Annotated in this window: 14 protein-coding genes; 7 read left to right on the forward strand and 7 right to left on the reverse strand. The window is 65.9% G+C overall.

Translation table 11 applies throughout. The features are described 5' to 3' along the window. Window positions 1-9: 9 nt before the first annotated feature. Complete coding sequence (locus tag QPK29_RS17285; protein WP_056136156.1) at window positions 10-1,281, reverse strand: YeaH/YhbH family protein; 1,272 nt, start codon at window positions 1,279-1,281, stop codon at window positions 10-12. Window positions 1,282-1,464: 183 nt separating this feature from the next. Continuing rightward, window positions 1,465-3,387, reverse strand: a complete 1,923-nt coding sequence (locus tag QPK29_RS17290; protein ID WP_056136158.1) for a PrkA family serine protein kinase — start codon at window positions 3,385-3,387, stop codon at window positions 1,465-1,467. Window positions 3,388-4,129: 742 nt separating this feature from the next. On the opposite strand from QPK29_RS17290, the gene QPK29_RS17295 reads away from it, so the two are divergent. The 7 genes from QPK29_RS17295 to QPK29_RS17325 all read left to right on the forward strand — a co-directional run bounded on the left by QPK29_RS17295 (window position 4,130) and on the right by QPK29_RS17325 (window position 13,016). Continuing rightward, window positions 4,130-5,146: an adenosine deaminase gene (locus tag QPK29_RS17295; RefSeq protein ID WP_371770219.1), complete on the forward strand. Its 1,017-nt coding sequence runs from the start codon at window positions 4,130-4,132 to the stop codon at window positions 5,144-5,146. Between the two features lie 5 nt (window positions 5,147-5,151). After that, window positions 5,152-7,683, forward strand: a complete 2,532-nt coding sequence (locus tag QPK29_RS17300) for an ABC transporter permease (RefSeq protein WP_371770218.1) — start codon at window positions 5,152-5,154, stop codon at window positions 7,681-7,683. A 37-nt stretch (window positions 7,684-7,720) separates the two neighbouring features. Beyond that, window positions 7,721-8,149: a group II truncated hemoglobin gene (locus tag QPK29_RS17305; protein WP_056136165.1), complete on the forward strand. Its 429-nt coding sequence runs from the start codon at window positions 7,721-7,723 to the stop codon at window positions 8,147-8,149. Between the two features lies 1 nt (window position 8,150). Further along, complete coding sequence (locus QPK29_RS17310) at window positions 8,151-9,476, forward strand: DNA recombination protein RmuC (RefSeq protein ID WP_371770217.1); 1,326 nt, start codon at window positions 8,151-8,153, stop codon at window positions 9,474-9,476. 277 nt (window positions 9,477-9,753) lie between these two features. Continuing rightward, window positions 9,754-10,917, forward strand: a complete 1,164-nt coding sequence (gene cfa / locus QPK29_RS17315) for a cyclopropane fatty acyl phospholipid synthase (RefSeq protein WP_371770216.1) — start codon at window positions 9,754-9,756, stop codon at window positions 10,915-10,917. Window positions 10,918-10,956: 39 nt separating this feature from the next. Then, complete coding sequence (locus tag QPK29_RS17320; RefSeq protein WP_371770215.1) at window positions 10,957-12,114, forward strand: HPP family protein; 1,158 nt, start codon at window positions 10,957-10,959, stop codon at window positions 12,112-12,114. 8 nt (window positions 12,115-12,122) lie between these two features. Further along, window positions 12,123-13,016 carry a LysR family transcriptional regulator gene (locus QPK29_RS17325; RefSeq protein WP_056136173.1) on the forward strand — a complete coding sequence of 298 codons (894 nt, stop codon included), beginning with the start codon at window positions 12,123-12,125 and terminating at the stop codon, window positions 13,014-13,016. A 3-nt stretch (window positions 13,017-13,019) separates the two neighbouring features. On the opposite strand, the gene moeA is transcribed toward QPK29_RS17325, so the two are convergent. The 5 genes from moeA to QPK29_RS17350 all read right to left on the reverse strand — a co-directional run bounded on the left by moeA (window position 13,020) and on the right by QPK29_RS17350 (window position 21,185). Beyond that, the gene (moeA, locus tag QPK29_RS17330; protein WP_371770214.1) at window positions 13,020-14,888 is read right to left on the reverse strand and encodes a molybdopterin molybdotransferase MoeA; all 1,869 of its coding nucleotides are present in this window, start codon (window positions 14,886-14,888) and stop codon (window positions 13,020-13,022) included. Between the two features lie 6 nt (window positions 14,889-14,894). Further along, window positions 14,895-16,013 (reverse strand): GTP 3',8-cyclase MoaA, encoded by a 1,119-nt coding sequence (moaA, locus tag QPK29_RS17335; RefSeq protein ID WP_371770213.1) that lies wholly within the window; start codon window positions 16,011-16,013, stop codon window positions 14,895-14,897. Then, complete coding sequence (chrA, locus tag QPK29_RS17340) at window positions 16,006-17,334, reverse strand: chromate efflux transporter (protein ID WP_371770212.1); 1,329 nt, start codon at window positions 17,332-17,334, stop codon at window positions 16,006-16,008. Before chrA ends, moaA begins: the two co-directional genes overlap by 8 nt. A gap of 42 nt (window positions 17,335-17,376) precedes the next feature. Beyond that, a complete protein-coding gene (locus QPK29_RS17345; RefSeq protein WP_371770211.1) occupies window positions 17,377-17,745 on the reverse strand; it encodes a VOC family protein in 369 nt (122 codons plus the stop codon). A gap of 254 nt (window positions 17,746-17,999) precedes the next feature. Further along, a complete protein-coding gene (locus QPK29_RS17350; RefSeq protein WP_371770210.1) occupies window positions 18,000-21,185 on the reverse strand; it encodes an Rne/Rng family ribonuclease in 3,186 nt (1,061 codons plus the stop codon). Window positions 21,186-21,326: the final 141 nt, after the last annotated feature.

The raw sequence follows: 21,326 nt of genomic DNA on the forward strand, positions 1-21,326 counted from the left end.
CGGGCCTCGCTACTTGGGCTGCTTCTTGAACAATTCGCGGAACACCGGATAGATGTCCGCCGGCGTCACGATCTTCTGCATGGCGAAGTTCTGGTGATCGGCCGCCACCTCGGCGTACTGCTCCCACAGGTTCTGGGGCGGGCCGTCGGTGATCTCGACATACGTGTAGTACTGGACCATGGGCATGATCGCGTTGGTCAGGATCTGCTTGCACAGCACGGAGTCGTTGTCCCAGTTGTCGCCGTCCGAGGCCTGGGCCACGTAGCTGTTCCAGTCGCCGTTGCTGTAGCGTTCGGTGATGACCTTGTTCAGCAGGTGCAGCGCCGACGACACGACCGTGCCGCCCGATTCGCGCGAGTGGAAGAACTCGTTTTCGTCGACCTCGGCCGCCGCCGTGTGGTGGCGGATGAAGACGACGTCGATGTGTTCGTAGACCCGCTTGAGGAACAGGTACAGCAGGATGAAGAAGCGCTTGGCGGTGTCCTTGCGGCTTTCATCCATCGATCCGGACACGTCCATGATGCAGAACATGACGGCTGCCGTGGACGGCTTCGGGATCTTGATGCGGTTGCTGTAGCGCAGGTCGATCGGGTCGATGAACGGGATCGCCAGCAGGCGCGTGTGCAGGTGGTGGATCTTGTGCTTCAGTTCGATCACCTGCGGGTCGTCCTCTTCCACACCCTGTTCGCGCAGGTCGCGCAACTGGTGCTCGAGGGCGGTCAGCTGCTTGCGTGAGGGGCCGCCCACGGCGATGCGCCGGCCGAGCGCGCCGCGCAGGGAGCGCAGCACGTGGATGTTCGACGGTGTGCCGGAAATATTGTAGCCGGCGCGCTGGTTCTTGTATTCGACGACCTGGGTCAGCTGCGTCTTGACCATGTTCGGCAGCTCGAGGTCTTCGAAGAAGTAATTCATGAATTCTTCGCGGGACAGCTCGAAGATGAAATCGTCTTCGGTCGTCTGTTCGCTGTTGCCCGCACGGCCGCGTCCGGCGCCGCCGCCGCCGCCGCGGGGACGGTTGATCGTGTCGCCTTTCTGGTATTCCGTGTTGCCGGGGTTGACGGTCTCCCACACGCCGCCATGGGCGTGTCCGAAATGCGGCTCGCTCACGTCCTTGACGGGAATCGAGACCTTCTCGCCATTCTCCACGTCGGTGATCGAGCGACCCTTGATCGCCCGGCCCACCGCATCCTTGATTTGCGCCTTATAGCGGCGCAAGAAGCGTTCGCGGTTGACCGCAGACTTGTTCTTGCCCTGCAAGCGTCGGTCGATGAGGTAAGTCAAAACAGGCCTCCTGCTGAAAGTCGCGGCGGGCCGGATTCCTTCCCGGTCCTTACATAATATAACGCGCCGCGTCGTCACGTGGTTGGCGTCGCGGATTCCGGTGACCGGCTGCGTGCCGGTCGACCGGTCCTGCCCGGCGGGCGCTCCACCGCCCGCCCCACGCTCCTGGTTTTGCGATGGCCTTTACGAGGACTTCCTTACACGAAGGTACCACTCGCACAGCAGGCGGACCTGCTTCGGCGTATAGCCTTTTTCGACCATACGGGCCACGAAGTCGGCATGCTTGGTGGCATCTTCCGCGCTGGCTTTCGCGTTGAACGAAATCACCGGGAGCAGTTCCTCGGTATTCGAGAACATTTTCTTCTCGATCACGGTGCGGAACTTCTCATAGCTGGTCCACGCAGGATTCTTGCCGCCGTTCGTCGCCCGCGCGCGCAGCGCGAAGTTGACGATCTCGTTGCGGAAATCCTTCGGGTTCGAAATGCCGGCCGGTTTCTCGATCTTCTCGAGCTCGGCGTTCAACGTTTCGCGGTCGAAGCTTTCGCCCGTGTCCGGATCGCGGAATTCCTGGTCCTGGATCCAGAAGTCCGCGAACGTGACGTAGCGGTCGAAGATGTTCTGGCCGTACTCGGAATAGCTTTCCAGGTAGGCCGTCTGGATCTCCTTGCCGATGAAGTCGACGTAGCGGTTCGCCAGGTGCTCCTTGATGTACGACATATAGCGCTGCTCGGTCTCGCCCGGGAACTGCTCGCGCTCGATCTGCTGTTCCAGCACGTACAGCAGGTGCACGGGATTCGCCGCCACTTCGGTGTTGTCGAAGTTGAAGACCTTGGACAGGATCTTGAACGCGAAGCGGGTCGACAGGCCGTTCATGCCTTCGTCCACGCCGGCATAGTCGACGTATTCGTGCAGCGACTTCGCCTTCGGATCGGTGTCCTTCAGGTTCTCGCCGTCGTACACCAGCATCTTCGAATAGACGCTCGAGTTTTCGGGATCCTTCAGGCGCGACAGGATCGCGAACTGGGCCATCATGCGCAAGGTGCCCGGGGCGCAGGGGGCCTTGTCGAGCGAGGAATTGCGCAGCAGCTTGTCGTAGATCTTGACCTCGTCCGACACGCGCAGGCAGTACGGCACCTTGACGATATAGATACGGTCGAGGAATGCCTCGTTGTTGCGGTTGTTGCGGAAGGTCTTCCACTCCGATTCGTTCGAGTGCGCCAGGATGATGCCTTCGAACGGGATCGCGCCGAAGCCCTCGGTGCCCTTGTAGTTGCCTTCCTGCGTGGCCGTCAGCAGCGGGTGCAGGACCTTGATGGGCGCCTTGAACATCTCGACGAATTCCATCAGGCCCTGGTTCGCCAGGCACAGGCCGCCGGAGTAGCTGTAGGCGTCCGGATCGTCCTGGGCATAGTCTTCCAGCTTGCGGATGTCGACCTTGCCGACCAGCGAGGAAATATCCTGGTTGTTTTCGTCGCCCGGTTCCGTCTTCGAGATCGCGATCTGCTTCAGGATGGACGGATAGCGTTTGACAACGCGGAACTTGCTGATGTCGCCGCCGTATTCATGCAGCCGCTTGACTGCCCACGGGCTCGGCACGGCACGCAGGAAGCGGCGCGGGATGCCGTAGTCTTCTTCGAGGATGGCGCCGTCCTCGTCCTCGTTGAACAGGCCGAGCGGCGATTCGTTCACCGGCGAGCCTTTCAGCGCGAAGAACGGCACCTGTTCCATCAGGTGCTTGAGTTTTTCCGCGATCGACGATTTACCGCCACCGACCGGTCCCAGCAGATAAAGAATCTGCTTGCGCTCTTCCAGGCCCTGGGCCGCATGGCGGAAATAGGAAACGACCTGTTCGATCACTTCCTCCATGCCGTAGAACTCGCGGAATGCGGGATATACCTTGATGACCTTGTTGGCGAAGATGCGCGACAGGCGCGGGTCGAGGCGGGTGTCGACCAGGGTGGGTTCGCCGATTGCGGCCAGCATGCGCTCGGGAGCGCTGGCGTAAGTCAGGGGATCTTTTTTGCAAAGCTGAAGGTACTCAGACAGGGAGTATTCCTCTTCCCGGGTACGCTCATAGCGGGCTGCGTAGTTATCAAAAATGGTCATGTGAATGTCCTCTAATGTGCTAACACTGATCACGTCTGGCGGCTGACTGAGACTGCCGCCCAAGCCCGGTCTTGGCAGGTGGGACGTCGAAAACCTGCTGCGCGTTGCATTTTTGTCCTGCGATGCTCGCTGTACCAGCGTACAGCTGCGCTTCTCGAACAAAACTGCTGCCGCTCGCGACGGTTTTCGAGATCCCCCAAAGCGTTCTTGTTGGGGTCGCCGTCTGGATTTGGAGGTCAGAAGATCTGACACAAAACGAAGGGCGATGTTCTTGTTCTCATCCGGTTTTAACCGGGGCCTCGTGGAACCCGCCTTTGTGGATCCAGGCGGGTGGCGAGGCCCCTCGCCGGTTTGTTAGCGCCCGCTGAGAGCGTCTTCTTACGCTTATGAAATTTATTATCTGCCTATTAGTTCTCGAAGTCAAAACAGTGTCGTGCACGTGTATCCGGCCTTTCCAAGTCCTTGTAACGAATAAGGAAATAACCTTTTTTAAGATCATTGCGAACCACGCCTTTACCCCTTTTTTGGTATTTCGGACATGGTTTCCAACCAAGACTTTTGATCCCGTCAGCCACGATCATGTTTATTAATCGTTAAGTAAATAGTGCACCATCTTGCTAAGCAGTGGCGCACGCGTATCGTGTACGGACATATCAGGAATTCTTCAGTGAAATGAGAGGCTTGCATCGATGCGCTACACTGGCTGCCTGATTCCATTCCACCGATTCAACGCGGAGATCCCATGCTGAACGAACAGCTGCGCCATATGTTGCAGGCGATGCCGAAAGCAGAATTGCACATCCACATCGAAGGCTCGCTCGAGCCCGAGCTGATTTTTGAGCTCGCGCAAAGAAATGGTGTGTCTCTCCCGTATGCATCGGTTGAAGCGTTGCGTCAAGCGTACGCTTTCACCGATCTACAGTCGTTCCTGGATATATATTACGCAGGCGCAAGTGTTCTGCTGACTGAGCGGGACTTTTATGACATGACGATGGCGTACCTGCAGCGGGCTGCAGCGGACAACGTCCGCCATGCGGAGATCTTCTTCGACCCGCAGACCCACACGGCGCGCGGCGTGCCGTTCCAGACCGTGGTCGACGGCATCTGGCGCGCCTGCCAGGACGGGCCGATCAGCGCCACCCTGATCATGTGTTTCCTGCGCCACCTGTCCGAGGAAGAAGCCATTGCCACGCTGGAAGAAGCGCTGCCGTTCCGCGACAAGATCATCGGCGTGGGCCTCGACTCGTCCGAGGTCGGGCACCCGCCGGAAAAATTCGCGCGCGTGTTCGAGCGCGCCCGCAACCTCGGCCTGCACCTCGTCGCGCACGCCGGCGAGGAAGGACCGCCGGCGTACATCGAGAGCGCGCTCGATGTCCTCAACGTGGAACGCATCGACCACGGCGTGCGCTGCCTCGAGGATCCCGACCTGACGGCGCGCCTGGTGCGCGAGCAGATGGCGCTGACCGTGTGCCCGCTGTCGAACATCAAGCTGCGCGTCTTCGACGTGATGGGCGACAGCAACCTGCGCCGCCTGCTCGACGCAGGCCTCGCCGCCACCGTGAATTCCGACGATCCGGCCTATTTCGGCGGCTACGTCAACGACAACTACCTGGCCGCGTTCGACGCGCTGCCGCTCGACGTGAATCACGCGCGCCAACTCGCGAGGAACAGCTTCGCCGCCGCCTTCCTCGAGCCCGAGCGCAAGCGCGCCTGGCTGGCCGAAGTCGACGCCTTCTTCGACGCCGCACGGGCCGCGTAACCGCCATGCTGATCCAATCCCTGCGCATGACCGCGCGCGACTGGCGTGCCGGCGAACTGCGGTTCCTGCTGGTGGCGCTGGTGGTCGCCGTGTCGGCGCTGGCGGCCGTCGGCTTCTTCGTCGACCGCATGCGCTCGGGCCTGAACCGCGACGCGCGCCAGCTGCTGGGCGCCGACCTGCTCGTCAACGCCGACCAGCCGCTGCGCCAGGACTGGCGCGACGAGGCGGCGCGGCGCGGCCTGCTGCTGGCCGACACGGTGACGTTCCCCAGCATGGCGCAGGCCGGGCAGGGCGACGCGTCGCAGGCGCTGCTGGCGTCCGTGAAGGCCGTGTCGACGACCTATCCGCTGCGCGGCGCCATGCGCGTGACGACGAGCACGCTCGATGCGAGCGAAGCCCTCGGCGACATCACGCACGACACGCCCGCGCCGGGCACGGTGTGGGTCGACGTCAACCTGCTGCCGCCGCTGCGGATCAAGGTCGGCTCGACGATCCAGCTCGGCGACAAGCCTTTCAAGGTCGCGCGCCTGATCGCGTCGGAGCCGGACCGCGGCGCCTCGTTCGCCAACTTCGCGCCGCGCGTGATGCTGGCGCTGTCCGACCTGAAAGCGACTGGCCTCGTCGACAACTATGCGCGCGTCACGTACCGCATGCAGGTGGCGGCGAAGTCGCCCAACGACCAGGCCGCGATCGCCGGCTACGAGCGCTGGCTGCGCGGCCGGATCGCGGCCGACAACGTGCGCGGCGTGCGCATCGAGACGCTGGAAAACGGCCGCCCCGAGATGCGCTCGACGATCGACCGCGCCGAGCGCTTCCTGTCGCTCGTCGGTTTGCTGTCCGCGATGCTGGCCGCGGTGGCCGTCGCCATGGCCGCGCGCCGCTTCATGCAGCGCCACCTCGACGCCTGCGCGATGCTGCGCTGCCTCGGCATGACGCAGAACGAGGTCGGGGCGCTGTTCCTCATCGAATTCGTCATCGTCGGCCTCGCGGGCAGCGTGCTCGGGGTGCTGGTCGGCTTCGGCGCCCACTTCGTGCTGCTCGAGATGGTGAAAGGGCTGATTTCCACCGAGCTGCCGCCCGTGTCGCTGCTGCCCGCGCTGCAGGGCATCGCGACCGGCATGCTGCTGCTCGTGGGTTTCGCGCTGCCGCCCGTGCTCCAGCTGCGCAACGTGCCGCACAACCGCGTGATCCGGCGCGAGCAGGCGGCACCGAAGCCGCTCGCGCTGGTCACGTACGGCTTCGGCGCGGCCGTCTTCGTCGGGCTGCTGCTGTGGCAGGCCGGCGACCTGCAGCTCGCGCTGCTCACGGCCGGCGGCTTCGTCGGCGCGTTCGCCCTGTTCGCACTCGTCGGCTGGCTCGCGCTGCTGTCCCTGCGCCGCCTGCGCGGCGCGTTCCGCCACCAGGCGTGGCGCTTCGCCATCACGTCGCTGCAGCGGCGGCCCGGCGCGACGGTCGTGCAGATCGTGTCGCTGTCGCTGGGCCTGATGGCGCTGCTCGTGCTGACCGTCGTGCGCGGCGACCTGATGTCCGCGTGGCGCACGGCGACGCCGCCCGATGCGCCGAACCGCTTCATCATCAACATCCAGCCCGACCAGCGCGACGGCGTCGCCCGCACGATCCGCGCGGCCGGCGTGCCCGACCCGACCTTGTATCCGATGATCCGCGGCCGCCTCGTCGCGGTGAACGGCAACGCGGTGACCGCGACGACGTACACGGACGAGCGGGCGAAAGGGCTCGCCGAGCGCGAATTCAACCTGTCCTCGACGGCGGACCTGCCGGCCACGAACGAGATCGTGGCGGGCCGCTGGTACCGCGACGCGCCGGGCGTGGCGGAGGCCTCGGTCGAGCAGGGCCTCGCGAACACGCTGCGCCTGAAACTGGGCGACACGATGCGCTTCGACATGGGCGGCCAGATCGTCGACGCGCAGATCACGAGCCTGCGCAAGCTGGAATGGGGATCGATGCGGGCGAACTTCTTCGTCATCATCAACCCGGCCGCGATGAAGGATGCGCCGACGACGTACATGACCGCGTTCCACCTGGCCGCGCGCGGCATCGGCCTGGCCAACACGCTGACGCGCGCGTGGCCGAATCTCACCGTCATCGACGTCAGCGGCATCATCCGGCAGGTGCAGGAAGTGCTGGACCAGGTCGTCGTGGCGGTGGAATTCCTGTTCATGTTCACGCTCGCGTCGGGCGTGCTGGTGCTGTACGCGGCGCTGATGGGATCCCAGGCGGAGCGCACGCGCGAAGCGGGCCTGCTGCGCGCGCTGGGCGCCACGCGCGGCCAGTTGGCGCAGGCGCAGCGCATCGAGTTCATGCTGGTCGGCGGCCTGTCCGGGTTGCTGGCGGCATCGGGCGCGGCGGCGCTGGGCTGGGCGTTGGCCAGGTACCAGTTCAAGTTCCCGTGGACGTTCGATCCGACCGTGTGGGTCGCGGGACTGGTCGTGGGCGCCGTGTGTGCGCTCGTCGGCGGCTGGCTCGGCCTGCGCAATGTGTTGCGGCAGCCACCGTTGCAGACACTCAGGGAGGCTTGACGTTCCAGTGGTGCGTGCGTTGCGCTATCATGGACGGATGTCCGATACCAACGCACCCCAAGAGTCCCAGGACGCGCAGGAAGAGACGCGCAGCCTCTACGAAATCATCGGCGGCGAAAGCCGCCTGCGTGAACTGGTCGACCGTTTCTACGACCTGATGCAACTGGAGCCGGATTTCGCCGGCATCCACGCGATGCACCCCGTCCCCAACGACAGCTCGCGCGAGAAGCTGTTCATGTTCCTGTCCGGCTGGATGGGCGGGCCGAACCTCTTCATCGAACGCCACGGCCATCCGATGCTGCGCGCGCGCCACCTGCCGTTCGCCATCGGCACGTCCGAGCGCGACCAGTGGCTGCGCTGCATGGCGATGGCGCTGGAAGATCTCGGCTACGACTACGAGTTGCGCCTCGCGCTGATGCAATCGTTTTATCAGACGGCCGACTGGATGCGGAACCGTCCGCATTAATATGCCTACGCTTGAATTCATCGTGCTCGCGCTGGCGCTGCTGGCCGTGCTCGGCCTGCAGCTCGTCCTGCTGACCCGGGCGCGCCGCGGCGGCGACGAGCGCCACGCCTTCGAACGCCTGGAGCGCGAGCTGCGCCAGGAATTGCAGACCAGCGCCCAGTCCACGCGCCAGGAACTGGCCGCGCATCTCGCGCAGAACCAGGCCGCCACCGTGCAGCAGCTGGACAGCATGCGCCAGCAGATCCAGTTGAATTCGCAGGGCGGCCGCGAGGAACAGGCGCGCGCGCTCAAGCGCTTTTCCGACACCATCAACGGCGCGCTCGCGAACCTGACCGAATCGAACGCGCAGCGCATGCTGGAGATCCGCGCGACGCTCGAAGCCAAGATCCGCGACCTGCAGGACGATAACGCCAAGCGCCTGGAGGAGATGCGCCAGACCGTCGACGAAAAGCTGCACGCGACGCTGGAGACGCGCCTGACGGAATCGTTCCGCCAGGTGTCCGACCGGCTGGAAAAAGTGCACCAGGGCCTGGGCGAGATGCAGCAGCTGGCCATCGGCGTGGGCGACCTGAAACGCGTGCTCGTCAACGTGAAGACGCGCGGCACGTGGGGCGAGGTGCAACTGGAGATGCTGCTCGAGCAGATCCTGACCGTCGACCAGTACGCCAAGAACGTCGAGACCGTGCGCGGCTCGAACGCGCGCGTGGAGTTCGCGATCAAGCTGCCGGGCTCAATCGACGGCGGCCCCCCGCTGTGGCTGCCCATCGACGCCAAGTTCCCGAAAGAGCAGTACGAACGCCTGCTGGAAGCGGCCGAGCAGGGCGATGCCGACGGCGTCGCGCGCGCGGGCGCGGAACTGGAACGCGCCGTGCGCGGCGAGGCGAAGACCATCTGCGAAAAATACGTGGCCCCGCCGGCGACGACGGATTTCGCCATCCTGTTCCTGCCGACCGAGGGCCTGTACGCCGAAGTGATGCGCCGGCCGGGCCTGGCCGACGACCTGCAGCGCACCTTGCGCGTGACGATCGCGGGGCCGTCGACGTTGGCGGCGCTGCTCAACAGCCTCCAAATGGGCTTCCGCACGCTGGCGCTGGAAAAGCGCTCGTCGGAAGTGTGGCAGGTGCTGGGCGCCGTGAAGACGGAATTCGGCAAGTTCGGCGACGTGCTGGCGCAGACCAAGCTGACCCTGGAACGCGCCGCGAAGAACATCGAAAGCGCCGAGGTGCGCAGCCGCCAGATGGCGCGCAAGCTCAAGTCCGTGGAGGCGTTGCCGAGCGAGGCGGCGCAGCTGATGCTGGGGCCGTCGAACGTCGACGCCGACGATTGATTGAACGGTGCCGTCGGGTGAGTGATCGATGCCGGGGGCATCGATCACGTGCCAACGTGCGTCTTCGATCGGCCTCCCGCGCCGGCGAAGGTCCGCGCCGCAGGATCGGGCTTCTTCAAGGCCCGATCGATTCATCGAGCCCATTGACAAAGCCAACGTCGGCCGCCTCGCAGTCAACCTGACTGCAAAATTTTTGCTGTTAATCAAATTATTATTCGTTATTCATATGCTCAATCGGGCGCCATACTGTTGGCTTCTTGACCTGGTTACTTGCACAATGAATAGAACTGCAGACGCCTATCTTTCTTCTTCCATCGCGGCAAACCGTCATTCCTTCTTTTACCCCCGTGCGAAGTCTCTTCTTGCGAAGGCCAATGTGCGCCTCGACGGCAGCGCGCCATGGGACATGCGGATTCATCGTTCCGACGTCTTCAGGCGCGCTTTTTTGCGCGGCAACCTGGGGTTGGGCGAAGCATACATGGACGGCGACTGGGATGCCGAACAGCTCGACGAATTTTTTTACCGCCTGCTTGCGGCGCGCGTGGAAGACGACGTTAATCCGGTCGGCCTGACGCTCAACCGTGTTGTCGCCGGCCTGTTCAATCGGCAGACATTGCGCCGCGCCTGGCAGGTAGGCGAAGTTCATTATGATCTGGGCAACGACTTCTATGCTGCCATGCTGGACCCGCGCATGACGTACACCTGCGGCTACTGGAAGGACGCGCTCAGTCTGGCCGACGCCCAGGAAGCGAAACTGGAACTCGTCTGCAGGAAGCTGCAACTGGAACCGGGCATGCGGGTCCTCGATATTGGCTGCGGCTGGGGCAGCTTCATGCGCTACGCGACCGAACGTTACAAGGTGGAATGCGTCGGCGTGACGATTTCGGCGGAACAGGCGAACTATGCACGGGAGCGCTACCCCGACGCCAAACTCGACTTCAGACTGCAGGATTACCGCACGGTGAACGAGCGCTTCGACCGCATCGTCAGTATCGGGATGTTCGAGCACGTGGGACACAAGAACTACCGTACCTACATGGAGGTGGCACACCGGTGCCTGAACGACGGGGGCCTGTTCCTGCTTCACACGATAGGCCGCAACCACCGTCACGGCATCTCGGATCCGTGGGTCGACAAATATATCTTCCCGAACGGCGAACTGCCGTCGCTGGGACACATCAGCGATGCCATCGAGGGCCTCTTCATCGCCGAGGACGTGCATAACTTCGGCGCGGACTACGACAGGACGCTGATGGCCTGGCATGAGAACTTCGAAACGGCATGGCCGCGTTTCGCCGACCGGCTGGGCCAGCGGTTCTATCGGATGTGGCGTTATTACCTGCTATCGTGCGCTGGCGCATTCCGCGCGCGCGACCTGCAGCTCTGGCAATGGGTATTGTCGAAGGAAGGCGTGCCCGGCGGCTATTCGCGTGTCAGCTGACGCCTCGCGCCGCACTTGCCAACCCGCCCGCGATAGATCATGATTTTGCCAAGATTGACTCATTTTTTTTACAACTTTCTGCCTTCCTCCAACCAGATCAGTGCGCGCGAACGCCTGCGCAGCTGTCTCGGCGCCCTGATCGGCATCCTGATCACCGGCGCCGTCACCAGCCTGGCGTTGGGGCATTCATCGTCCGATTTGCCACTGCTCGTGGCGCCCATGGGCGCCTCCGCGGTCCTGCTCTTCGGCATGCCTGCCAGTCCACTGGCCCAGCCCTGGTCGCTGGTCGGCGGGAACCTGATCGCGGCGCTGTTGGGCGTGACATGCGCGCGCTGGATCGACATGCCTCTGGCGGCGTCCGCGCTGGCCGTGGGACTCTCGATCGCCCTGATGTTTCCCCTGCGCTGTTTTCACCCGCCATCCGGCGCGGTCGCGCTGACGGCCGTGTTGGGCGGCCCGGCGATCCACGCCCTCGGTTACCGGTTCGCGGTGCTGCCGATCGGCCTGAACTCCCTGGTCCTGCTTGCAAGCGCGATCGTCTACCACCGCATGACCGGGCATCGTTATCCGCACCGGGCACGGGCCAGGCGCGCGCCGACGAACGACGAGAAGGCGCCGTTTACACGCGCAGACCTCGAAGCGGTGCTCATGGCGCGCAACGAAATGCTGGACATCGATGTCGGCGACCTCGAGGCGGTCCTCGGCGACGTCGAAGTGCGGGCTTATCGCCGCCGGATGGACAAACTCGACTGCGCGCGTGTCATGACGACCGGCGTCCTGGCCGTGGCGCCGACCGTCAGCGTCTGCAGCGCATGGGCGATACTCGTGCACCACAAGATCAAGGCGCTGCCGGTGCTCGACGACGAGCGCTCGGTGGTGGGCATCGTCACGCAAATGGACTTCATACGCCACGGAGCGCTTCCGCCTTTCATGGACAACACCGATGCCCGGCAGGTCGGCGACATCATGAGCGCCCCCGTCAAGACGGTGCGCGCGTCCCAGCTGGTGGCCGACCTCGTTCCAATGTTCGCCAGTTTCGGGCACCATCACCTTCCCGTCATCGATGCCGCCGGCAAGTTCGCCGGCATGATCACGCAGGCCAACCTGGTCAGGGGCCTGCACAAGCAACCAATAAGCGATGTCGATCCGCCTCGCCCTGCCGCGCCGATTGCGACGCCGGTCGAACATCTAGCGTAGACGTCAACATGGACATCAATCTTGCCCGCACGTTTCTCGCAGCTGCGGAAAGTGGAAGTTTCATCGCTGCAGCCGAACGCATGCACGTGTCACAGACCGCGATCAGCGCGCGCATCCGTACGCTGGAGCAGCAACTGGGACGACGCCTGTTCGCACGCAGCAAGGCCGGTACCCGGCTGACGCTGGCCGGCGAGCATTTCATACGCCATGCCACGAACATGGTGCAAATCTGGGAGCGCGCCCGCCAACAGGCGGCCTTGCCACCAGGACGAGAAGACGGCATCAGCGTTGGCGGCGAACTGAGCCTGTGGAATCCGCTGCTTGCCGACTGGCTGATCTGGATGCGCCGGCACTGCCCGAAGATCGCGCTGCGCGCGGAAGTGGGCCAGCCCACGCATCTGCTCGACCAGGTGAAAGACGGCGCACTGGATATCGCCCTCCTTTACAATCCGCCGCAGCGTCCCGGATTGGTGACGGAATTGCTGGTTGAGGAAAAGCTGATCATGATTACCTCGGATCCCGGGCAGGGGATGTATCCCGACCAGTACATCTATGTCGATTGGGGACCCAACTTCGCGGCGAACCACCAGGCTGCCTTTCCCGAATTGAATAGCCCGCCCATCTACATGTCGCTGGGACCCCTGGCCCTGACTTACCTGTTGACGGTCGGAGGCGCCGGTTATTTCCGCATCGGCGCGGCAAAGCCCTTGCTGGACGCTGGACTGGTGCACCGCGTCAGCGATGCACCGGAATTCTCCCACTCTGCCTATGCCGTGTACGCTGCGCAGCGCGACAACAGGACGATGGAACGTGCCGTCGCCGGGCTGCGTATCGCTGCGGCGGTACCGGACCGCTCCGGCCAGGGGCATGCGATCGCGGCGCGCCCGCGCGTGGGCACGTGACAGTCAAATCAGGCCCTCGAACAACAACACGTCGACCATGTCGCCGGCCTGCACCGTGCCCTGCTCATCGTGCAGCACCACCATGCAATTCGCCTCCGACATCGACCGCAGGATGCCCGACCCCTGCGACCCCGTGATCGTGACGGTCGGCTGGCCATCCGCGCCGCGGGCCAGGATGCCGCGCTGGTATTCCGTGCGGCCCGGTTTCTTGCGGATCGTCGCGGCCGAGCGGGCGCGCACCAGGGCCAAAGGCGCTTCGGCGCCCATCATGCGCAGCAGCGCCTCGCGGGCGAAGAAGTAGAACGACACCATCACCGCCACCGGGTTGCCCGGCAGCCCGAACAGGAAGGCGCCGCGGCCGTTCGAGGCGATGCGGCCGAAGGCCAGCGGGCGGCCCGGGCGCATGCCGATCTTCCAGAACGTCACGTCGCCCAGGCGCGCCATGATCTGCTTCGTGTAGTCGGCCGCGCCGACGGAGACGCCGCCCGATGTGATGATGGCGTCCGCGTTCTCGCACGCGTCGCGCAACGCCTGTTCGAGCGCCTGCGGATCGTCGCGCACGACGCCCATGTCGATCAGGTCGCAGCCCAGGCGCTGCAGCATGCCGTAGATCGTGTAGCGGTTGCTGTCGTAGACGCAGCCTTCGTCCAGCGGCTGGCCGATCGAGCGCAGTTCGTCGCCGGTCGAGAAGAATGCCACGCGCAGGCGGCGCCGCACCGGGACTTCCGCCACGCCCAGCGACGCGAGCAGCCCGAGGTCGGCCGGACGCACGATCTTGCCGGCGCGCAGCGCGGCGCTGCCGGCCTTCAGGTCTTCGCCGGCCAGGCGGCGGTTGTCGCCCGTGCGGATGGTGCCGGGTGCGATGACCATCGTGTCGCCCTCGACGCTGACGAATTCCTGCGGCACGACGCTGTCGCAGCCGGCCGGCATGACGCCACCCGTCATGATGCGCACGCATTCGCCCGCTTGCGGGCTGCCGTCGAACGCGCGGCCGGCGTACGCGGTGCCGATCACGCGCAGGCGCGCGGGCGCGTCGGCCGGGAGGTCCGATCCGCGCAGCGCGTAGCCGTCCATCGCCGAGTTGTCGTGGGCCGGCACGTTGATCGGCGAGACGATGTCGGCCGCGAGCACGCGGCCCAGCGCGGCGCGCAGCGCCACCATCTCCGTCGCGCGCACGGGCGTGACGAATTCGCGGATGATGCGCTGGGCGTCGCGCACGGGCAGGGCGTCCGGGTCGTATGCGGACAGGCAGCTGACCACGTCGGCCAGGCGCGGCACTTTCAAGGGTTCGAGTTCGCGCAATTCGTCGAGCGTGTTGATGTTGCGGAAGGCGTCGGCGGCGTCGAACAGCACCTCGGTGACCTTGATCTGCGGGTACCAGCCGTCCATGCGCCGCCCGCCGCCATCGAGGTAGGCCGACAGCACGGGCTCCAGGCCGGCCTTCAGCAGGCAGAACACGGGATGCACCTGGCGCCGCCCGTTTTCTTCGGTGACCGCGACGGCGAGATCGGCACCCGCCGCGCGCAGGCCCTCGTGCAGGCGCTCCGCGAGGTCGGCCGGCAGGAACGGCGAATCGCATGGCGCCGTGAGCAGGTAAGTCGTCGCGCAGCGGCGCAGGCCTGCCTGCAGGCCGGCGAGCGGGCCCGCGTAGTCCGGCGTATCGTCCGGCCAGACCGGTACGCCGTACGCGGCATACGTATCGAGGTTGCGGTTGGCGTTGATGGCGACCGTCGCCACCTGCGGTGCGAGGCGCGCCAGCACGTGCGCGGCCATGGTCGTGCCGCCGAAGGGCTGCAGGCCCTTGTCGACGTGGCCCATGCGCGTGCCGCGGCCGCCGGCCAGGATCAGGCCGCTGATGGATTCCTTGTTCATGTTTTTTTATCCGCCGATGTAGGACATTTCGATTTTCTGTGCGCTGGCCGCCCGCGGGGACAGGCCCGCCGTGTTGACGGTGCGCGTTTCCGAATAGCGGTCGGCGCGCGCGCGCCAGAGCCGGGCGATGGCCGTCTGCATCTCCTGGTCCGTGCGCCCGCCGCGCAGCAGTTCGCGCAGGTCGTGGCCGCGGGTCGCGAACAAACACGTGTACAGCTTGCCCTCGGTCGACAGGCGGATGCGCGAGCAGTCGTGACAGAACGCTTGCGTGACACTGGAGATCATGCCGACTTCACCGCCGCCGTCGACATAGCGCCAGCGCTGCGCCGTCTCGCCCGCGTAATTGGCGACTATCGGTTCCAGCGGCATGTCGGCCGAGATGCGGCGCACGACTTCGCTCGACGGCACCACTTCCGTCATGTTCCAGCCGTTCGACGCGCCCACGTCCATGTATTCGATGAAGCGCAGGATCGCCGGCGTGCCCTTGAAGTGGCGCGCCATCGGCAGGATCTGGCCGTCGTTCATGCCGCCCTTGACGACCATGTTGACCTTGATGGGCCCCAGGCCGGCGGTGTGGGCGGCGTCGATGCCGGCCAGGACATCGGCCACGGCGAAGTCGACGTCGTTCATGCGCTTGAACACCGCGTCGTCGATGGCGTCGAGCGAGACCGTCACGCGGTCCAGGCCCGCGTCCTTCAAGGTCTGCGCCTTGCGCGCCAGTAGCGAGCCGTTGGTGGTGAGCGTGAGGTCGAGCGGACGGCCGGACGGCGTCTCGATGGCGCGCAGCTGTTCGACCAGGCGCTCCAGGTTCTTGCGCAGCAGCGGCTCGCCGCCCGTCAGGCGGATCTTTTCGACGCCGTGGGCCACGAACAGCCGCGCCACGCGCGCGATCTCTTCGAAATTGAGCAGCGCCGCGTGGGGCAGGTAGGCGTAATCCTTGTCGAAGACTTCCTTCGGCATGCAGTACACGCAGCGGAAGTTGCAACGGTCCGTGACGGAGATGCGCAGGTCGTGCAGGGGCCGCCCGAGGGCGTCGGCGAGCAGGCCGGTCGGTGTCTCCAGCGTGTCGGGGACGGCCAGCGCGGGCGCGCGCGCGTCGGCCACCATGATGATTTTTTCAGCCATGCCAATACGATAGCAGAAGGCCGGCCAGGGCGCAGGCAACGATGGTCTTGATCGTCCCGGTTCTGTAGCGCAATAACGCCACCGCGGCGGCCGTGCCGATGGCGATCGCGTCCCAGCGCGGCGCGCCGCGATCGAGGAACACGTGGGCGCCGAAGAACACGGCCAGGCTCGCGATGACGCCGACGACGGCCGCCGAGATCGTCGTCAGCGGCGCCGTCAGCCGCACGTCGCCGCGCGTGGACTCGACCAGCGGCCCGCCCGCGAGGATGAACACGAACGACGGTAAAAACGTGAAGAACGTCACCACGCAAGCCGCGACCATGCCGGCCAGGAAGCGGGCGTCCGATCCGAACAGCGCATGGGTCCAGCCCCCGACGAAGCCGACGAACGCGACGATCATGATCAGCGGCCCGGGCGTCGTCTCGCCCAGCGCGAGGCCGTCGATCATCTGGCCGGCGTCGAGCCAGTGATACTGTTCGACGGCGTGCTGCACGACGTAGGGCAGCACGGCATATGCGCCGCCGAACGTCAGCAGCGCCATCTTGCCGAAGAACGCGCCCATGCGCGGCAGTTCGCCGTCCGGTCCGTACACGAGGGCCAGTCCCGCCCAGCATGCCAGTCCGAGCGCGCAGCCGGCCACGCCGACGGTCGCCAGGCGCCGCCAGGAGAAGCGCGCATGGGCCGGCGTCGGCGTCGTGTCGTCGATCAGTGCCGCCGGATGCGGGGCCCCGTCGGCTGCCGTGCCGTGGGCGCCGCCGGGTTCGAACAGCGCGGGCCGCAACCGGCCGCCGACGAGTCCGACCGCCGCCGCGCCCAGTACGATCAGGGGGAACGGCACGCCCAGCAGGTCGATGCCGATGAACGCGGCCAGCGCGACGCCGACCAGTAGGCCATTGCGAAGCGTCCGGCTGCCGATGCGCCACGCGGCCGCCAGCACGATCGCGACGACGGCCGGCTTGATGCCCGCCATGATCCCGGCGATGGCGGGCACCTGGCCCCACGCCATGTAGATCCACGACAGCGCGATCAGGACGACCAGCGACGGCAGCACGAACAGCACCCCGGCCGCGATCCCGCCCGGCACGCGGTGCAGCAGCCAGCCGATGTAGATCGCCAACTGCGTCGCTTCCGGTCCGGGCAGCAGCATGCAGTAATTCAGCGCGTGCAGGAACCGCCGCTCGGAAATCCAGCGGCGTCGTTCGACGAGCTCGGCGTGCATCATGGCGATCTGCCCGGCCGGGCCGCCGAAGCTGATGAAGCCCAGCTTGAGCCAGTAGCGCAGGGCGGTGCGGAAGGAAACGGGAGCGGGCGGGGCGGACAAGGCGGTGGGGCAACGGTTGATGAGTTGCCCATCTTACACGCATCATCCAGCTGAGCGGTGACTCACTTCCACCAGGATGCCGCCCGGCGCGTGAACGTAGAACAGCGTTGCCCCGCGCTGGAACGACACGGGTGGCAGGTCCGTCACGCCCGCCGCCTGCAGGCGCGCGTGGGCGGCATGCACGGCTGCGTCGGAGTCGACGAGGAAGCCGATATGGAAGTTGTCTGGATAGTCCTGCGCGCCTTCCGTGCGGCGCCGCGTGAGGACGAGCGCGAAGCCGCCCGTGCCGAGCAGCAGGGCGAAGCCGTTATTGCCGCGCGTGTCGACCAGGCGGAAGCCGAAATGGGTGGTGAAGAAGGCGGCGGTGGCCGCGACGTCGGGGACGGGAAGATCCAGGTGATTCAGTTGCATGACGTGCTCCGATGATGGGCTCGCACGGAACGATCCGCCACTGAGGGCATGCGCGCACGAACCCGTTAAGCGCAATGGCGCCGGACGGTTCGTCGCGGGTACTCATGCGCGGACGCATGGAACAGAGCTTCCGCGCATGGCGCGCGAAGGGACCGGGCTTACCAAAAACGGTCCTGCCTTTTTCGACGCGGTCATCGTAGCACAGGTATAAAAAAAGGAAGCCCGCAGGCTTCCTTCTTGTCAGGGCAACGCGTTTATTGACGCGTATCCACCTGGATCAGCGGCTCGTTGACCGGCGGCGGCGCCTGCTTGCGCGTGCGGCGCGGACGTGCCGGCGGCTCCGCCTGCGCGGCCGCTTCCTGGGCGGCGCGCAGCTTTTCCGGATCCGTCGACGCCAGCGTCAGGCCGGCTTGTTCCAGCAGCTCGTTCAGGTCGGCCGGCGCGGCGGCCACCGGGGCCGGTGCGACGGCCGGGGCAACCGGTGCCGCTTGCGCGACGACAGGCTGTTCGACCTCGGCCGGCGCCGGTGCCGGTGCCGGTGCTGGAGCGGCGGCCGGGGCTTCGACAGGCGTTTCGACCGGCTGGGCGGCAACATCGGCCTCGGCCTTGTCGGCCACGGCAGCGGCAACCGACTCGGTCGTCGGGAACGGCCACGGCGTCTGGGCGGCCGGCGCTGCTTCGACGACGGGCTCCGCCGGCGCAGCAGCCTGTGCTGCCGCAGCCGCTGCCGCAGCCGCGGCGGCCTGCTCGGCCTGGACGCGGGCAGCTTCCGCCTGCTCGGCAGCGGCCTTCTCGGCAGCGGCCTTCTCGGCCGCGGCTTTCACGGCTGCAGCCTTGACCGATTCCGAGGTCGGGAACGGCCACGGACCCAGGGCAACGGCCTTGGCGGGTTTTGCTTCAGGCTTGGCTTTCGCAGCCTTCGCTTCGGCCTGGACCTTGGCAGCTTCTTCGTCGGCGACCGGCGTGAAAGCCGGGGCTTCGCCTTCGACGACGTCCTGCTCGGCGCCCTCGACCTGGTCGCGGTCGCGACGGTTGCGGTTACGGCCGCCACGACGGCGACGGCGGCGCGGCTCGTCGCCGTGCGCGTCGGTGTCCAGTTCCTCGCCATCCGGGCCTGCGGTCGCTTCCGCCACGTTCGCCGTCACCGGCTTCAGTGCTTCCGGGATCTCCGGCTCGCCGGCCAGCGTGATGGCCGCCTGGGCCGCCACGGCCTGGGCCGCGTTCAGCTCCTCGGTCTTGGCTTCCACCGGGGCGCGCTCGGCGCGTTCCGTACGCTCGGCACCTTCACGCGGCGGGCGCGGCTGGCGCGGTGCGCGTTCCGGACGTTCGCCACGTTCCGGACGCTCGCCGCGTTCGGCACGTTCCGCGCGCGGGGCCTGCGGTTGTGCATCCGCCGTGACGGCGGCCTGTTCGCGCGGCTCGCGGGCTTCGCGCGGCTGACGCGGTGGGCGCGGCGGACGCGCCGGCTTGGCGTCAAGCTCGACCGGCTTGGCGCCTTCCACGGCGGCGTTCACATCGCGTTCCTCGCGCTCGGCGCGGTTGCGGCCATTGCCGCCGGCGGTGCCGTTGCGGCCGCCGCGGGCATTGCGCTGGCCACGGTTGCCACGCTCGCCGCGTTCGCCGGCGGCCGGTGCCGCTTCAGCGGGCTTGGGCGGGGCGACCGGTGCGGGCGGCGGCGCGACGGGGACCGGACGGCCGAAGAAGAAGTTGCGCAGCTTGGTGAAGAAACCTTCCTGGGCCGGCGGCGTCCAGGCGGCAGCGGCGGGCGCGGCGGCCGGTGCCGGGGCGGGTGCCTCGACCGGCTTGGCCGGCTGGCGGTCGACCATCGGTGCCGGCTGGGCCGGGGTGATCGTCTTGACGACGGCTTCCTGGCGCGGCTTGGCTTCTTCCTTCTGGCGCTTGGCGAAGGCCATGTCGGTGTCGGCCGACTCGGCCATCGTGTAGCTGGCGGCGTCGTCGTCCAGGCGCGGATCGTCGTGCTTGATACGCTCGAGCTTGTAGTGCGGCGTTTCCAGGTGCTTGTTCGGGACCAGGATGACCGTGATGCGGTGACGCGTCTCGATCTTGAGGACTTCGCCGCGCTTTTCGTTCAGCAGGAAAGCGGCGACGTCGACCGGGACCTGGACGTGGATCGCGGCCGAGTTCTCCTTCATCGCCTCTTCCTGGATGATGCGCAGCACCTGCAGGGCGGACGATTCGGTATCGCGGATGTGGCCGGTGCCCGAGCAGCGCGGGCAGGTCACGTGCGAACCTTCCGACAGCGACGGACGCAGGCGCTGGCGCGACAGTTCCATCAGGCCGAAGCGCGAGATCTTGCCCATCTGGACGCGTGCACGGTCATGGTGCAGAGCATCCTTCAGGCGCTGTTCCACTTCGCGCTGGTTCTTGGCGACTTCCATGTCGATGAAGTCGATGACGATCAGGCCGCCCAGGTCGCGCAGGCGCAGCTGGCGGGCCACTTCGTCGGCCGCTTCGCAGTTGGTATTGAAGGCGGTGGTCTCGATGTCCGAACCGCGCGTCGCGCGCGCCGAGTTGACGTCGATGGAGACGAGGGCTTCGGTGTGGTCGATCACGATCGCGCCGCCGGACGGCAGCGGGACGGTACGCGAGTACGCGGTCTCGATCTGGTGTTCGATCTGGAAACGGGAGAACAGCGGCACGTCGTCCGTGTAGCGCTTCACGCGGTGCGCCATGTCGGGCATCACGTGGCTCATGAACTGCTGGGCCTGGTCGAAGATCTCGTCGGTATCGATCAGGACTTCGCCGATGTCGGGCTGGAAGTAGTCGCGGATCGCGCGGATGACCAGCGACGACTCCTGATAGATCAGGAACGGACCCGGGGCCGACTTGCCGGCGCCTTCGATCGCGCGCCACAGCTGCATCAGGTAATTCAAGTCCCACTGGAGCTCTTCGACGTTGCGGCCGATGCCGGCGGTGCGGGCGATGACCGACATGCCTTGCGGCAGGTCCAGCTTGTCCATCGTCTCGCGCAGTTCCTGGCGTTCTTCGCCTTCGACGCGGCGCGACACGCCGCCGCCGCGCGGATTGTTCGGCATCAGGACCAGGTAGCGGCCGGCCAGCGAAATGAACGAGGTCAGGGCCGCGCCCTTGTTGCCGCGTTCTTCCTTTTCGACCTGGACCATGATTTCCTGGCCTTCGCGCAGGGCTTCCTTGATCGTGCAGTTGCGGACGTCGACGCCGTCGCGGAAATAGGACCGGGCAACTTCTTTGAAGGGGAGGAAACCGTGGCGCTCTTCGCCGTAGCTGACGAAACAGGCTTCAAGAGAGGGTTCGATGCGGGTGATGACGCCTTTGTAGATGTTCGACTTTCGCTGTTCGCGACCAGCGGTCTCGATATCGATGTCGATCAGTTTCTGGCCATCGACGATCGCTACGCGCAGCTCCTCCTGCTGGGTAGCGTTAAACAACATACGTTTCATTTTTATAAACTCCGCGACCCGTGGGCCGTTTCATGCCGTCTTTATGCAAGAGCGGCGAAAGTACAGGGATGTACGCGGGGAAGGGAGTGTTGGCGGTGGTATGCCCGGGGTGTGGCACGGCATGGCCGGCCACAGGGCGCA

Source organism: Massilia orientalis (assembly GCF_030411975.2).
Classification (GTDB): domain Bacteria; phylum Pseudomonadota; class Gammaproteobacteria; order Burkholderiales; family Burkholderiaceae_D; genus Telluria; species Telluria orientalis.

What these genes read in the sequence shown, in the direction of transcription:
- QPK29_RS17325 (WP_056136173.1), top strand. Translation starts at nt 12,123, where the DNA reads ATGGACATCAATCTTGCCCGCACGTTTCTCGCAGCTGCGGAAAGTGGA.
- QPK29_RS17295 (WP_371770219.1), top strand. Translation starts at nt 4,130, where the DNA reads ATGCTGAACGAACAGCTGCGCCATATGTTGCAGGCGATGCCGAAAGCA.
- moaA (WP_371770213.1), bottom strand. Translation starts at nt 16,013, where the DNA reads ATGGCTGAAAAAATCATCATGGTGGCCGACGCGCGCGCGCCCGCGCTG.
- QPK29_RS17350 (WP_371770210.1), bottom strand. Translation starts at nt 21,185, where the DNA reads ATGAAACGTATGTTGTTTAACGCTACCCAGCAGGAGGAGCTGCGCGTA.
- moeA (WP_371770214.1), bottom strand. Translation starts at nt 14,888, where the DNA reads ATGAACAAGGAATCCATCAGCGGCCTGATCCTGGCCGGCGGCCGCGGC.
- QPK29_RS17300 (WP_371770218.1), top strand. Translation starts at nt 5,152, where the DNA reads ATGCTGATCCAATCCCTGCGCATGACCGCGCGCGACTGGCGTGCCGGC.
- QPK29_RS17305 (WP_056136165.1), top strand. Translation starts at nt 7,721, where the DNA reads ATGTCCGATACCAACGCACCCCAAGAGTCCCAGGACGCGCAGGAAGAG.
- QPK29_RS17310 (WP_371770217.1), top strand. Translation starts at nt 8,151, where the DNA reads ATGCCTACGCTTGAATTCATCGTGCTCGCGCTGGCGCTGCTGGCCGTG.
- cfa (WP_371770216.1), top strand. Translation starts at nt 9,754, where the DNA reads ATGAATAGAACTGCAGACGCCTATCTTTCTTCTTCCATCGCGGCAAAC.
- QPK29_RS17290 (WP_056136158.1), bottom strand. Translation starts at nt 3,387, where the DNA reads ATGACCATTTTTGATAACTACGCAGCCCGCTATGAGCGTACCCGGGAA.
- QPK29_RS17320 (WP_371770215.1), top strand. Translation starts at nt 10,957, where the DNA reads ATGATTTTGCCAAGATTGACTCATTTTTTTTACAACTTTCTGCCTTCC.
- QPK29_RS17345 (WP_371770211.1), bottom strand. Translation starts at nt 17,745, where the DNA reads ATGCAACTGAATCACCTGGATCTTCCCGTCCCCGACGTCGCGGCCACC.